General features: G+C 61.7%; 14 protein-coding genes and 1 pseudogene. 7 read left to right on the forward strand and 8 right to left on the reverse strand.

Annotation, left to right across the window (positions count from 1 at the left end; all coding sequences use genetic code 11):
- Nucleotides 1-35 precede the first annotated feature (35 nt).
- A complete protein-coding gene (locus IVB22_RS16810; RefSeq protein ID WP_247518426.1) occupies nucleotides 36-446 on the reverse strand; it encodes a hypothetical protein in 411 nt (136 codons plus the stop codon).
- Between the two features lie 96 nt (nucleotides 447-542).
- Between IVB22_RS16810 and IVB22_RS16815 the strand changes: the two genes are divergently transcribed.
- Complete coding sequence (locus IVB22_RS16815; protein WP_247518427.1) at nucleotides 543-722, forward strand: DUF3072 domain-containing protein; 180 nt, start codon at nucleotides 543-545, stop codon at nucleotides 720-722.
- A 150-nt stretch (nucleotides 723-872) separates the two neighbouring features.
- On the opposite strand, the gene IVB22_RS16820 is transcribed toward IVB22_RS16815, so the two are convergent.
- On the reverse strand, nucleotides 873-1,649 hold the full coding sequence (locus tag IVB22_RS16820) for a ThuA domain-containing protein (protein WP_247518428.1): 777 nt from the start codon (nucleotides 1,647-1,649) through the stop codon (nucleotides 873-875).
- A 1,164-nt stretch (nucleotides 1,650-2,813) separates the two neighbouring features.
- On the opposite strand from IVB22_RS16820, the gene IVB22_RS16825 reads away from it, so the two are divergent.
- The 3 genes from IVB22_RS16825 (at nucleotide 2,814) to IVB22_RS16835 (ending at nucleotide 6,141) form a co-directional block, all read left to right on the forward strand.
- On the forward strand, nucleotides 2,814-4,199 hold the full coding sequence (locus tag IVB22_RS16825; protein ID WP_247518429.1) for an ABC transporter substrate-binding protein: 1,386 nt from the start codon (nucleotides 2,814-2,816) through the stop codon (nucleotides 4,197-4,199).
- Between the two features lie 221 nt (nucleotides 4,200-4,420).
- On the forward strand, nucleotides 4,421-5,293 hold the full coding sequence (locus IVB22_RS16830; RefSeq protein WP_247518430.1) for a carbohydrate ABC transporter permease: 873 nt from the start codon (nucleotides 4,421-4,423) through the stop codon (nucleotides 5,291-5,293).
- Nucleotides 5,290-6,141: a carbohydrate ABC transporter permease gene (locus IVB22_RS16835; protein WP_247518431.1), complete on the forward strand. Its 852-nt coding sequence runs from the start codon at nucleotides 5,290-5,292 to the stop codon at nucleotides 6,139-6,141. Before IVB22_RS16830 ends, IVB22_RS16835 begins: the two co-directional genes overlap by 4 nt.
- Here the strand turns inward: IVB22_RS16835 and IVB22_RS16840 are convergent, their stop codons facing one another.
- The 3 genes from IVB22_RS16840 to IVB22_RS16850 are packed head-to-tail and all read right to left on the reverse strand — an operon-like array spanning nucleotide 6,142 to nucleotide 9,043.
- Entirely contained in the window at nucleotides 6,142-6,957 is an 816-nt protein-coding gene (locus tag IVB22_RS16840; RefSeq protein WP_247518432.1) for an ABC transporter permease, read from the reverse strand.
- The gene (locus IVB22_RS16845; RefSeq protein ID WP_247518433.1) at nucleotides 6,957-7,871 is read right to left on the reverse strand and encodes an ABC transporter permease; all 915 of its coding nucleotides are present in this window, start codon (nucleotides 7,869-7,871) and stop codon (nucleotides 6,957-6,959) included. The genes IVB22_RS16840 and IVB22_RS16845 overlap by 1 nt, the downstream gene beginning before the upstream one ends.
- On the reverse strand, nucleotides 7,868-9,043 hold the full coding sequence (locus tag IVB22_RS16850; RefSeq protein WP_374207549.1) for an ABC transporter ATP-binding protein: 1,176 nt from the start codon (nucleotides 9,041-9,043) through the stop codon (nucleotides 7,868-7,870). The genes IVB22_RS16845 and IVB22_RS16850 overlap by 4 nt, the downstream gene beginning before the upstream one ends.
- Nucleotides 9,044-9,216: 173 nt before the next feature.
- Here IVB22_RS16850 and IVB22_RS16855 point away from each other — a divergent pair.
- Nucleotides 9,217-9,716 (forward strand): annotated as a pseudogene (locus IVB22_RS16855) (heme-binding protein).
- A gap of 55 nt (nucleotides 9,717-9,771) precedes the next feature.
- Here the strand turns inward: IVB22_RS16855 and IVB22_RS16860 are convergent.
- From IVB22_RS16860 to IVB22_RS16870, 3 genes are all read right to left on the reverse strand, one after another.
- On the reverse strand, nucleotides 9,772-10,368 hold the full coding sequence (locus tag IVB22_RS16860) for a superoxide dismutase (RefSeq protein ID WP_247518566.1): 597 nt from the start codon (nucleotides 10,366-10,368) through the stop codon (nucleotides 9,772-9,774).
- A gap of 407 nt (nucleotides 10,369-10,775) precedes the next feature.
- A complete protein-coding gene (locus IVB22_RS16865; RefSeq protein ID WP_247518434.1) occupies nucleotides 10,776-11,474 on the reverse strand; it encodes a glutathione S-transferase family protein in 699 nt (232 codons plus the stop codon).
- Nucleotides 11,475-11,482: 8 nt separating this feature from the next.
- Entirely contained in the window at nucleotides 11,483-11,731 is a 249-nt protein-coding gene (locus IVB22_RS16870; protein ID WP_247518435.1) for a DUF1127 domain-containing protein, read from the reverse strand.
- Nucleotides 11,732-11,861: 130 nt separating this feature from the next.
- Here IVB22_RS16870 and IVB22_RS16875 point away from each other — a divergent pair, with 130 nt between their 5' ends.
- Nucleotides 11,862-12,785, forward strand: coding sequence for a transcriptional regulator GcvA (locus tag IVB22_RS16875; RefSeq protein ID WP_247518436.1), 924 nt, complete (start codon nucleotides 11,862-11,864; stop codon nucleotides 12,783-12,785).
- Nucleotides 12,786-12,816: 31 nt separating this feature from the next.
- Nucleotides 12,817-14,106: a tetratricopeptide repeat protein gene (locus tag IVB22_RS16880; protein ID WP_247518437.1), complete on the forward strand. Its 1,290-nt coding sequence runs from the start codon at nucleotides 12,817-12,819 to the stop codon at nucleotides 14,104-14,106.
- Nucleotides 14,107-14,163 lie beyond the last annotated feature (57 nt).

Raw genomic sequence — 14,163 nt, forward strand, 5'->3', positions numbered from 1 at the left:
GCTCGGCAATCCGCCGGCGCAGGGCTTGAATCGGATCATCGCTCACGGCGGCCTCGAGCCTTTTCCGTTCCGATTGAATCGAAACGGTGCTCTGGATTTTTGATTGGACGCGTTTTCTTGACGCGAACCGGTCCCCACCCCGGATCAAATCCGGGGCCGGCTTTCGCTGGAAAACGCGCTGGCACCCCGTTCGCGGGTTTTCTGCTGGCCGCGCGGACATCCAGCTTCAGCCGCTCGTCGACATTGAGCAGCCGCTCTTCGCCGCCGAGCCGGTTCCGCTCGCTGATGAGCCCGAGCATGACGACCCGCATGGACATCAGGTGAATGGCGGCCTCCGAGCAGTCCTCATCCCGGTTGACCCGTTTGCGGATATTATCCTCCGCGCTCAACATCTCCGCCCGCAAGAACCTGATTTTTCTACGAATTTCATTCAATTTATTGTCCATGGGCCACCTCGCTCGGGTTGAACCCTATAAGAACAAATAAAGAACAAATTTCAAGTTAAGAGTCGGCCCCCAAGCAAAGATTCTTTGGAGTTCCCGATGCCCCGCCTCCCCGACCAGGTCGACGCGCCGATGACACCGCGCCAACTGGCGACGCTCCGCACCCTCAGCGCCGAGGCCTATCAGCCGAAGTTGTTCGAGAGGGATCTGACGGCAAGGGAAGCCGAGCGGCGGATCGCGGCGCTGAAGGCGGAGATCGAGCTGGCGAATTCGTTTTGATAAGCAAGCGTAGTCCGGATGAGCCAACGGCTCGCGCGACTGCGTGCCCAGCAACGAGCGCAATTGCGCTCGCACAGTGGTGACAGGCTCTGCGACATCCGGGACCTTGTCTCTGATCCCGCGTATCGCTGTGCTCATGCGGGCCGCTTGCTAGGGCGATCGTCGAATAGACCAGAGGATCGCATTCGCTAAGATTCGCTGGTAGCGGGCGTCCTGCCAGACTGACGGCTCGTGGCCTAGCGCCGTATAGAATACGCGTCCCTCGCCGTAAGTTCGCGTCCATGCGAGAGGCCAACCATAGAATCGCCGATGCACGCCGGCCTTGCCAACGTCCACCGAGCTTGGGTCGAGGCGCAGGAGCACGCGTGATCCGCGATAGTCGAAGTCGCTGATCTGGTAGATCTCGTCCTCGATTTGCAACGAATTCCCGAGAAAAGCCACCAGGGGATCGCGGGGATCAATTACCTCGATCGTCACGGCCTGATGCCAGGGATGACCATTAAAGTAGCCGCCGACCAGATCGAGATAGTCCGGCCAGCTGTAGAATGTGTCCGTCGCCGAATGAACGCCGAGGAACCCGCGGCCTGAGCGCACAAAGTTGAGAAGCGCCGTCTTTTGCGCGCCGCTCATCGGAAGTTCTCCTGACGTGTAGAACATCACCGCGGCGTAGCGCTCGAGGTTTTCGGCGGAAAATTCAGACGTGTCTTCCGTTGCATTGACTTCAAAGACACCCGAATTGCTTCCAAGCTGATGCAGGACTGTCTTGGAAAGCGGTATGACATCGTGCCGGTAGCCGGCCGAGTGTGTGAAATAGAGGATGCGCTCCGGCGAGCGCTCGGCATGCGCGCCGAGTGGCCGGATTGCCGCCGCGCTGCCGAGGAGCGCGATGAACTCACGTCGCCTCACAATCCTCTCCGCGAAACCCAACCAACCATCTGCTGGAAGAAGCTTAGCATAGATCTAGCCCGGCGCTGGCCCTGCGGGATCGCCCTCCGTCGTATGCAACGCCCACGTTCAGTTCATGGCGCCGCGGCTTAGCGACATTCGTCAATGGCCAGCCAGCAAGTGGATCCCGCATATCGCTCTACTCATGCGGGCTACTTGCAGCATTCGACCCGTCCAGCCCCCTTCCCCAAAAATATTCCCCTTCCCGTTTCCCCCAAAACCACGCCCATAACTCCGGCTCCTCATCCCCTTGAACGAGGGGCGTATCGCGATCGTCACGAAACGTTGGGATGGGGTGCGGTGGACGCGGCAGCGTTGGGCGCGCAGGCATGTTCGCAGGGCGGTTTTCCGTGAGCGATCGACAGCGTGTAGACGAACGGCGCTTAAACGCCTCCGCCCAGAACTTCGGCCGGTCGCACATAGCCGGTTGAATGGTTTGGTGAAGGAAGCTGCGTACGGCAAAACTGTGTGGTCCTGGCACCCGTTGCTGGTGTCAAATCGGCGGAGGTTTTCGCAAGCCCAACCGGGTCTCGCAAAACCGCTAATTCGCCGATGACGGAGGCAAGAGGAATTCGTCTCCGGGGAGAGCGCGGCATAAGCCGTAAAACCATTGCGCAGGGAAGGCCGGATGCTCTCCGCTGGACCTGTATGCTCGTGTGCGCACTTCTTTGTGCACATTGCACACGAGACCGCGGGTGCAGCGCGCACCCGGTCTTCCCTGCGCCCTCATTGGGCGAGAGCTTCGGTCAAGCCTCGGGCGCATCGCGCCGCGAGATTACGGATGCATATTCAGTTGTCATCGCCCGGCTTGCCGCCTCCGCTAAAGCTCCGGCAAGCCAGCGAGGAAAGGCCTCGACGAAGCCTTGGCGTGGCGACCCAGTATTCCAGAGACAGCAGTGATTGAATCGATAGGCCGCGGCGTACTGGATGCCCCGCTTTCGCGGAGCATGACAGTTTTTGTGCGGCGAGAGTCTGGATCGCTTCCTTTCGCCCGTTGCGCTAATGCGGACAATTCGCCTTCGCCCGTAATGACGCCACAAACGGTCCCTCCCCTACGCAAGTCTGGGGTTTGCCATCTGGATAACGCCGCATGGTTGCGCTATCATTATCCAACCGGTTAAAAGCCGGGTTTTGAGGGAGAACAACGTGATATCCAAGAAATTAGGTGGGCTTTCACTCGCGGTCGCAGCCGTCGGGCTGTTTTACGCAACGGCACCCGCGCTCGCCCAGCAAAAAACCATCACCGTCTGGTTCGGCAAGGGCTTTTACAAATCCGAGGACGATGCGCTGCTTGAGGCGATCAAGAAATTCGAGGCCAAGACCGGCATCAAGGTCGAACTGTCGCAATACGCCATCCAGGACATGATCCCGAAGACGGTGGCTGCGCTGGATTCCGGAACCGTACCCGACGTCGCCTATTCCGACAGCTATGACGTGCAGGCGCAGGGCAAATGGGCGTTCGAGGGCAAGCTTGAGGATCTCGGCGACATCCTGACGCCGATGAAATCGGCGTTCGCGCCGAACACGCTGGAAACCGCTCTGCTCTATAACGACGTCGCCAAGAAGAAAGCCTATTACGGCTTCCCGCTGAAGCAGCAGAGCATGCACGTCCAGATCTGGCAGGACATGCTGGAACAGGCCGGCTTCAAGCAAAGCGACATCCCGACCAAGTGGGAAGATTACTGGTCGTTCTGGTGCGACAAGGTGCAGCCCGCGATCCGCAAGGCCACCGGCCAGCGTGTCTACGCCGTCGGCCAGCCGATGGGCGTGGAATCCACCGACGCCTTCCAGTCGTTCTACACCTTCATGGACGCCTACAACGTCAAGCTGGTCGATGACGACGGCAAGCTCCTGGTCGACGATCCCAAGGTGCGGGAAAACCTGATCAAGGCGATGAAGGATTATACCGATACCTACCTCAAGACCTGCTCGCCGCCCTCCTCCACCACCTGGAAGGACCCGGACAACAACGTCGCCTTCCACAACAAGACGATCGTGATGACGCACAACTTCACGATCTCGATCGCGGCGAAATGGCTCGACGACTCCAACAACGCGGCACTGACGCCGGAACAGCGGGCACTCGGCAAGAAGAACTATGACGAGACCATCATCACCGCGTCGTTCCCCAACAAGCCGGACGGCACGCCGATCAAGTACCGCTCGGACGTCAAGACCGGGCTGATGTTCACGGTCGCCAAGAACAAGGCCGAGGGCAAGGAGTTCATCAAGTTCCTGCTGCAGGAGGAAAACCTTCGGCCCTATATCGAAGGCGCGCTCGGCCGCTGGTTCCCGGTGACGACGGCCAGCCAGCAGAGCCCGTTCTGGCAGGCTGACCGCCATCGCAAGGCCGTGTACAATCAGTTCACCGGCGGCACCACGCCGTTCGACTTCACCAAGAACTGGAAGTTCACGATCCTCAACAACGAGAACGTCTGGGCCAAGGCGATGAACCGCGTGGTGAGCGAGAAGGTGCCGGTCGAAAAGGCCGTCGACGAACTGATCGCCCGCATCAAGCAGGTCGCGGGTTAAGGTAACCGATGCCGGCCGCTGCGGAAGTATGTAACCTCGTCGTCCCTGCCGAGTGCGCGGTTGCGCACGGAGCAGGGACCCATACGCCGCGGCGGCCGTTTTGAAGGATGCTGGTCAACGACTTTGCACAATAACAACATCCTGTGGTTATGGGTCCCTGCGTTCGCAGGGACGGCGGCGTAGCCGCAGCCGGCATCACCTAAGCCTGCAAGAGTAGACGTATGGCAATCACGCTTTCGGGCGACCACGCGACACCCGGTCCTCCGCTATCCGCACGGCTCACCACCCCGCAAGTCTGGGGCATCGTGCTGCTGGCGCCCTATATCCTCGTGTTCCTGGCGTTCGTGGTCTATCCGGTCGGCTACGGGCTGTGGCTGGCGCGGCATCCGGCGAGCTATGTCGCGCTCTGGCACGATCCGATCTTCGCGCGCGCCGCCGTCAACACGCTGATCTTCCTGCTGGTCGGCATCAATATCAAAATGGCGATCGCGCTGTTTTTGTCCGGCTTCTTCGCCCAGCAGCGCACCTGGATCAAATGGCTGTCGGTGCTGTTCATCCTGCCCTGGGCGGTGCCGTCGATCCCGACCATTCTCTCCGTGCGGTTCATGTTCAATCCGGAATGGGGCGTGGTCAACCAGCTGATCTTCAAGTTCACCGGCGAGGACGGCCCGAACTGGCTGAACGACCCGACGGTGGCGCTTAGCATGGCGATCGGCGTGCACATCTGGAAATCGCTGCCGTTCTGGACCCTGATCCTGATGACGGGACGCCTCGCGATCTCGCATGATCTGTATGAAGCCGCCGAGGTCGACGGCGCGAGCTGGTGGCAGAAGTTCCGCTTCATCACCTGGCCGTCGATGCAGACGCTCTACATCACCTGCACGCTGCTCTCGATGATCTGGACGCTGGGTGACTTCAACAGCGTCTATCTCTTAACCGGCGGCGGTCCCGCCGATCTCACCCACGTGCTGGCCACACTCGGCATCCGCTATCTCCGGCTCGATCAGCTCTCGCTCGCGATGGCCTCCATCGTCTGCGCGCTGCCCTTCGTGCTGCCGCTGGTCTATTTCATGATGAAACGGTTGTCGCGATGAAGCTGCCAACACTCCGCGAAATCGGTACCGAAGCAAAACTTCTGCTGATCGGCATTCCCGTGTTCATCTGGACCATGGTGCCGATCTACCACATGTTCCTGTTCGCGATCTCGCCGAAGGAGGACGCGTTTTCAGGCAAGCTGTGGCCTACGCATCCGACGCTGAACAATTTCAACATCGTGTTCCACCAGCAGCATTACTTCCTGCGCGATTTCTGGATTCAGTTCCTGAATTCGGTGGTGATCGCGCTTTCGGCGGGCGCGCTGACGTTGATGATCGCGACTGCCGCGGCGTTTTCGATCTCGCGGCTGCGCGTGCCCGGCGGGCGCTGGGTGATGAATCTGGCGCTGTTCACCTATTTCATCCCGGCGGCGTTCCTCGCCGTGCCGATGTACCGCACCATGGGCAATTACGGCCTGCTCAATAATCACTGGTCGCTGATCCTCGCCATGGTCACCATCGCCTCGCCCTACGCGATCTGGGTGCTGAAGCAGGCCTCCGACAAGCTGCCGGTCGAACTGGATGAAGCCGCCACCATGGACGGCGCGACCACGCTGCAATTGTTCCGTCTGGTCTATGTGCCACTGATGATGCCGTCGCTGGTGGCGATCGGCACCTACGCGATCCTGCTCGCCTGGAACGAATATCTCTACGCCTTCCTGCTGCTCTCCAAGGACACCGAGATCACGCTTCCCGTAGCCCTCGGCAACTTCCTGGCCGCCGACGACTCGCCGTGGGAATTGCTGATGACCACCGGCTTCATCTACGCGCTGCCGCCGGCGGCGATCTATTACGCGTTCAAGCGCTATATGGTGGGCGGGCTGACCGCGGGCGCCGTGAAGTCGTGACTACAGCGGCGCCGCGCTCTTAGCTTCAGAGCTCGACAGTTTCGAGGCGAGTGAAGCGAGCACGATCGTCACCGCGATGAGCGCGATCACCATGGTGCAGATCGCGTTGATCTCGGGCTTAACGCCCAGCCGCACCTCGGAGTAGATCCGGATCGGCAGCGTCGCCGAGCCCGGACCGGTGGTGAAACTCGCGATCACGACATCGTCGAGCGAGAGCGTGAACGCGAGCATCCAACCGGCGGCGATCGCCGGAACGATCAGCGGCAGCGTCACGCGAAGAAATGCCTGCACTGGATCGCAACCGAGGTCCATTGCCGCCTCCTCGAGGCTACGGTCGAGCGAGGCGAGGCGCGACTGCACCACAACGGTCACGAAGCACATGGTCAGCGTGGTGTGGGCGATCGTCACCGTCCAGAAGCCGCGCTCGGCGTTCAGCGCCACGAACAGCAAGAGCAGAGAAAGGCCCGAGATCACCTCCGGCATCACCAGCGGCGCATACAGCATCCCGGAAAACAGCGACCGGCCCCTGAAGCGCTCGCCACGAACTAGCCCAACCGCAGCCAGCGTGCCGAGCAGCGTTGCGATCGTGGCCGATACCGCGGCGACGCGAAGGCTCATCCATGCTGCATCCAGCATCGCGCGATCGTTGAAGAATTCGCGATACCAGCGCAGCGACCAGCCGCCCCACACCGTGACCAGCCGCGAATCGTTGAAGGAATAGATGACCAGGATCACGATCGGCAGATACAGAAACGCCATTCCCAGCGCGAGCGCGGTGATGTTGAACGGCGAGATGGCGTTGGCCTTGCGAGCCATCAGTTCGCCCCTCCGAGCTGACGGCGCTGCAGCCGGTCGTAGAGCAATAGCGGCGGCACCAGCAGCACCAGCAACGCGACGGCTGCCGCTGCGGCGACCGGCCAGTCCTTGTTGGTGAAGAATTCCAACCACAGCGTCTGGCCGATCATCATCGAACTGGAACCGGCCAGAAGATCGGGAATGACGAACTCGCCGACGATCGGGATGAAGCATAGCAGCGCACCGGCGCCGACCCCCGGCAGGGACAGCGGAAACGTCACCAGCCAGAATGCCCGAAGCGGCGACGCACCGAGGTCGCTTGCGGCTTCCAGCAGCGAGGGATCCATCCTGGCGAGCGTCGCATAGAGCGGCAGGATCATGAACGGCAGGTAGGAATAGACGATGCCGATATACATCGCGCTGTCGGTCGAGAGCCACACCACCGGCGTCGAGACCAGGTGCAGCGCGAGCAGTACCTTGTTGAGCAGCCCGTCATGCTGCAAAATATTGATCCAGGCATAGATGCGGATCAGGAACGAGGTCCAGAACGGAATGATTACCAGCATCATCGCGATCGCCTGCCAGCGTTGCGGCAGCCGCGCCATGCCATAGGCGATGGGATAGCCGATCAACAGCAGGATCAATGTCGAGGTCACCGCGACGACGAGGCTGCGCAAATAAGAGCTGATATAGAGATTGTCCGAGACCAGCAGACTGAAATTATCCAGCGTAAGCTGCGCGAAGGCCGCCTTGATCGCCGCCCATCCTTCGGTGAAATCGAACAAGGGCACATAGGGCGGCTGCGCGATCGCGGTCTGCGACAAGCTGATCTTCAGCACGAAGCCGAACGGCACCAGGAAGAACAGCACCATCCAGACATAGGGCGCGATCGCAGCATAGCGCGCCGGCTGCGCGAAAATGCGGCGCGCGCTCATTGCTCCAGCACCACGCAGTCGTCGGGCGTGAACCACGCCACCACGCGCTGACCCACGCTATAGGTATCCCTGTCGAGCCGCGCGGTATTGGCCACCGACGAGCGCACCATCGCGCCGGAATCGAGCTTGACCTTGTAGACGGTTGAGCCGCCAAGATATCCGACATCGGTGACGACGCCTTCGAGCCGGTTGATCGCCTGCGAATTGTCCGCATCCGACGCCGGGCCGCGGCGCGACAGCTTTACCTTCTCGGGGCGGATCGCGACCGTGACCAGGGACTTCGTGACAGGCTGACGCGGCGCGGCGACCACGATGGCACCGCCATCCCGGGTCGCAACCGTCAGGCGCTGATGTTCGTGCGACGTGACTTCGCCGTCGAACAGGTTGACGTCGCCAACGAACTCGGCGACCCAGCGCGAGGCGGGTGCCTCGTAAAGGTCGCGCGGGGTCGCAACCTGTTCGAGCCGGCCGGCATCCATCACGCCGATTCTGTTGGCCATCGTCATCGCCTCTTCCTGGTCGTGGGTGACGATGATGAAGGTCATGCCGAGACGGCCCTGCAGCTCCATCAATTCGAGCTGCGTGCTCTCACGCAGCTTCTTGTCGAGCGCCGCCAGCGGCTCGTCGAGCAACAGAACCTTGGGCCGCCGCGCCAGCGAGCGTGCCAGCGCCACGCGCTGCCTCTGGCCGCCGGAAAGCTGGTCCGGCTTGCGCTTCTCCATGCCATCGAGCCTGACCAGCGCGACCATCTCGGCGACGCGGGTGTCGATGGCGGCGCGGGCCATCCCTGCGCGCTTCAGCCCGAACGCGATATTGTCCCGCACGGAGAGATGCGGGAACAGCGCGTAGTTCTGGAACATCATGTTGACGGGCCGCTCATACGGCAGCACCGGCGCGATATCGCGGCCACTGAGCAGGATGCGGCCCTCGTCGGGCGTCTCGAAGCCGGCAAGCATGCGCAGCAGCGTGGTCTTGCCGCAGCCGCTCGGCCCCAATAGCGCAAAGAACTCGCCGGCCCGGATGTCGAGCGAGAGCCGGTCCACCGCGCGGAAGGCGCCGAAATTCTTGGAGACCCCCTCGATCCGGAGCAAGGGCATGTCGGCCGCCGCCTCGGCGGGTGCCGCCGATACGTCGATATTCGGCCTGCCGATATCAGGCGATTCCTCAGTCATGTGATCTGCCAGCCCCGTCGTGACCGCACGCTAGCGGCGGATCGGCATCCGCTCAACCGCTTCACGGCGCACGGCCACAACATTATGGGTGCCGCCGCGCTCGGCTCTGGTATGGTTCTGAGCGCTTGGAACGCCCGGGTTTCTCGCAGTATGCGGGATCGCGGAGGAAGATGATGACCGTTAGGAATCTGTTGGCTGCGACCACACTTCTTTCCCTGCTCGCCGGCGCGGCCGCCGCACAGGAAGCCCTCGTGAGCTACAAATCGTTGAGCCCCGAACTGGCGCTCGATCTGGCGCGAGCGACGCTGGCAGATTGCCGAAAGCGCGGCTTTCAGGTGTCGGTCGCCGTTGTCGATCGCTTCGGCGTCACGCAGGTGCTGCTGCGCGACCGCTTTGCAGGCCCGCACACGGTGTCGACCGCTTCAGGCAAGGCATGGACCGCGGTCAGCTTTCGCACCAGCACGACCGAACTCAACGCCATCAGCCAGCCCGGGATGATGCAGGCCGGAATCCGCAACCTGCCCGGCGCCGTCATCATCGGCGGCGGGCTGACGGTCGAGGCGGCAGGCTCACTGCTGGGCGCCGTTGGCGTCTCCGGGGCTCCCGGCGGCGACGCGGACGAGGCCTGCGCCAAGGCGGGCATCGACCCGTACGCGACAAGCTCGATTTCTAGGGCGTGCATCTGCGTCGAAGACGTAGCGTTCAGCTTTTACCTTGCTGGCGCCCGATCAGCCCTCGCGGCTGAGCCGGTCGTACAGCTTCGCTGCGTTATCCCAATTGATGGCCTCCATGAAGGCGTCCACATACGCGCCGGCCTTGGCACCATAGTCCATGTGATAGGCGTGTTCGTACATGTCGAGCGCAATCACCGGCCGGCCGCCGGCGACGGCATTGGTGTGATCGGCCGCCCATTGATTGACAAGTCGCTTGTCGTGAGGCGAATAAGACAGCAGCACCCAACCGGAACCGCCGCCTTCCGCCTTGCCCATCGCAGAGAATTCGGCGCGCCAGCGATCGACGCTGCCGAAATCGCGTGCAATCGCGTCTCCCAGCGAGCCTCGTGCCGCACCGCCCCCACCGAGACTGTCGAAATAGGCCTCGTGCAAAATCATTGAGTTCATCGCGACCAGTTCTTCGCGCTTGAGGCCATTGATCAGAAAATTCGGCGCCTTGGCAAAGTCCAGTTCCGCCAGTTGGACAGCGATTGCGTTCAAGCGTTTCACCGCGCCTACATAATTGTTCTCATAGTGGCTTATGAGAATTTTCTCGGAAATTCCCTTCACCGATTTCGGATCGAGCGAAAACGGCTTGATCTCATAAGCCATGCGCTTTGCTCCTGGTTGCTGCGCGGTCTCTGCATTCGCGGATCGTTGGCCGAGCGTCGAAGCCGCCGCGATCCCGGCGACCAGCCCAGCACTCTTGATGAAGTCCCGCCGTTCCATGTTTTCTGCCATCGTTCACTCTCCGGGTTTGCCCTTGCCCCAGATTCATCGCGGCGCTCATCGCGTCTCCGATGCGCCAAGGGCACATCGTCGTCGCGACGGCACGAGAAAAAGCGTAAAATGAGATCGGATTGGCGGCTGACACACTGCGTCCTTGGATGGTTTTCAAAACCGGACGCGATTCTTCGGCATGTCGCCTCGTGGGGAGATCGCTTCCCCATGGAAAGGATGACACCAGCGGGGGCCTGCCCTGTCAATCTCGCTCGCTGTAACAATCAGGCGACGGAACCCTAGTACCTCGGCCGATGATCGACCACCCACCGGCGGGCGTGCTCGACGGGCTTTCCGAGATGAGGCATCACCATCGCGCGCACGGCCATAACGCTCGGCAACGCCTCCATGGCCGCACGCCAAGCCGCGATGCGGGGTTTGTCGTTGAGCATCTGCTGTCCTTCCGGAGTGAGGCTAAGACTCGTCATCGTCGGCAACATGAAGAAGTCGGCCAGCGTCGGTTGGTCATTGACCAGGAATTTTCGGCCGGGATCGAGGTCGTTCTCCATGACATCAAGGCCGATCGCGATCTTCGGCAGCGCGGCGGCGACGACCTTTTCGTCCGGCGCGATACCGAGAACCGGGTAGATCAAACGCTCATGACTGAGATGATAGGCAATGTAGGGATAATAGTAATTGTTCAACGAGCTGATCCATCGATTCATCCGCGCCCGCGCTCGCGGGTCGACGGGCTGAAGCGGCGGTCCATCGAACGCCTCATCGACATAGGCTGCAATTGCGGACGTTTCGTAGAGCACGAAACCGTCGTGGTCGAGAATCGGAACGCGGTTGAACGGATGCAGCGTCAGATGGCGCGGACTGCCCATCTCCGATTCCAGGTCGCAGAACGTGAACGGCACGCCTTTCTCGGTCAGCACGAGCCGGACGATGTTCACGAAGGTACTGACCGGAAAGCCGTAAACAATGACGCCGGCCATTGGGTCGCTCATCGCCAGAACGGCTTCGCCGCCTCACGCAATGCCTCCTCGCGCGATACGCCGATGTCCTTGAGAAGATAATCATTGAGTTCGGCCAATTCGCCGAGCTGCGTTCGCTGATGGCTCCGGTCGATCCAGATTTCCAACGTGCGCAACCACCCGCCCACCAAACTTGATGAGACAGATTGTTGACGAAAGGTCCGCTTGCCGGCGGCTTCGCGCGGCAAGGCCAATCCTTGAGGAGAGTAGTTTGACATGACAATGCTCCAGAATGCGACGGGGCTTTTTCGAGCCACGGCGAGAGCAGGATCAATAGAGCCAGGCAAGGCTTGCGCGCAAAGCATCCTTTCTCTAGCCTAACGGAGTTTTTCTCATGAAGGTCAGGTCATGCTTCGCCGCCTGCCGCCACTGAATGCGCTCAAGGCCTTCGAGGCCGCCGCGCGGCATGAGAGCTTCACCCAGGCCGCCGAAGAACTATGCGTCACTCAAGGCGCGGTCAGCCATCAGGTCAAGGCGCTGGAAGTGGAGCTCGGAATCAAACTGTTCATCCGCGAACGCCAGCGACTGGTCATTACCGGAGCCGGCCGCGACTACCTCACTGTCGTACGCGATGCACTAGACCGCATTGCCGTTGGCACAGAGCGCCTGATGCAACGCCAGAGTTCAGGTGTTCTGACGGTCAGCACTTCGCCTGACTTCGCGGCCAAGTGGCTGGTGCACCGACTCGGTCGTTTTTCCGAATCCCATCCCGAAATCGATCTGCGAATTTCGGCGACCATGCACCACGTCGACTTCGCCCGGGAGGATGTCGATCTTGCGGTCCGGCACGGCGACGGCAATTGGCCGGGACACGATGTGATACGGTTGTCTCCCGAGCAATTATTCGCTGTCTGCAGTCCCAAGCTGCTAGCGGGGCGTCACCGTTTGGTCCGGCCTTCGGACGTCCTGAAGTTTTCCTTGCTCCACCTCGACGATCGCAAGGCGTGGACAAGGTGGCTCGAAGTTGCCGGCGTTGCGGACGCAGAGCCTTCACAAGGGCCGGTATTGAATCGCGCCAGCATGGTTATCGATGCCGCGGTCGACGGCCAGGGAATAGCACTCGCGCGCACCACGCTTGCCGCGTGGGACCTCATCTGTGGGCGCCTCGTTCGGCCGTTCAAGGAAGCAAGTCGGCTTTCCCGGACATACTGGATCGTGTGCCCGAAGGCCACGTCTGACCTTCCTAAGATCAAGCTGTTTCAGGATTGGTTGCTCGCCGAAGCGGCGCAAGATCATCGGCATTTACAGAAGCTCGGAACGAAAGCGGCCTAGTTACCCGCCCTCGTACAACGGAACAAGAACAATGAACCGGGACAGATACGATCTTCCGCTGACCACCGCCTCGGACCGCGCCGCGGCGCATTACCGCGACGGCGTCGACTGCATGCTGTCGGCCTGGCACGGCGCCGAGGATGCCTTCGACAAGGCGATCGCGGAAGATCCGGGCTTTGCGCTGGCGCATATCGGGCGCGCGCGGCTGCATCAGCTCAACATGGAGGGCGGCAAGGCGCGCGAGCTGGCCGACGGCGCGACGCCACGAGAAAAGAACCATGTCGAGATCATGGCCGCCGTGATCGAGAGCAAGCCGAAAATCGCCGTGACCGGCGCCGAGGCGCATCTCGAAGAATATCCGCGCGACGCGCAGGTGCTGTCGATCCTGCTCGGCGCGTTCGGCCTCTATGCATTCTCGGGCCGTCCCGACCACGATGCCGCCAAGCTCGCGATCTGCGAACGCCATGCGCGGCACTATGGCGAGGACTGGTGGTTTGTCAGTTACCTCGGCTGGTCGCATACCGAGGCGGGTAATCTCTCCACCGGCCGGACATTGTCCGAGCGCGCAATGGCGCTGCGTTCCGAAAACGCCAACGCCGCGCATGGCCTCTCGCATGCGATGTTCGAGCAAGGCGACATGGCGGTGGGCCGCAAATTCCTCGCGCAATGGATGCCTTCGCATGATCGCAAGAGTTTTCTGCATGGGCACCTTGCCTGGCACGTCGCGCTGACCAACCTCGACGAAGGCGATCTTGATGGTGCGCTTGCGATCTACGAACAGCATATCAAGCCGGCAGGCCGGCCCTATCCGCCACTGAACATCTTCACCGACGGCGCCTCGCTGCTGTGGCGGTTGTCGCTGGCCGGCAAGGCCGGGCTGGAGCCGCATTGGCGGGACGTTGCGGCCTATGGCGAGAGATATTTTCCACAAGCCGGAGCGCACTTCGCCGACGTGCATTTTGCACTGGCCGCAGCAATGGCAGGCGGCGATGCGCTGGACACGCGACTGGCCCAGCTGGAAGCGCGCGCGGCCGACGGCAAGCTGGCGCCGGGCGGCTGCGCGATCAACCTCTGTCGCGGCATCCGGGCGTTTGCCGAAGGCGACAATGACGGTGCGGTCCGCCTGCTCGAAGGCGCGATTTCCGAACTGGCGCGGATCGGCGGCAGCCACGCCCAGCGCCAGTTATGGGAAGACACGCTGATCGTCGCCTATATGCGCGCCGGTCACGGCGGCAAGGCAGCCCGACGCATCTCGGCGCGGCTCGACCGCAGACCTTCGGCGCGCGACGAGGCCTGGTCGCGCGCGGCGCAGCGGAATTGAAAGAACCGGCAGCGATAGTTCACGACTTGAGCTGACGGAACCAACTGAAGCCGGGCC

It is taken from the genome of Bradyrhizobium sp. 190, assembly GCF_023073415.1.
GTDB lineage: Bacteria > Pseudomonadota > Alphaproteobacteria > Rhizobiales > Xanthobacteraceae > Bradyrhizobium.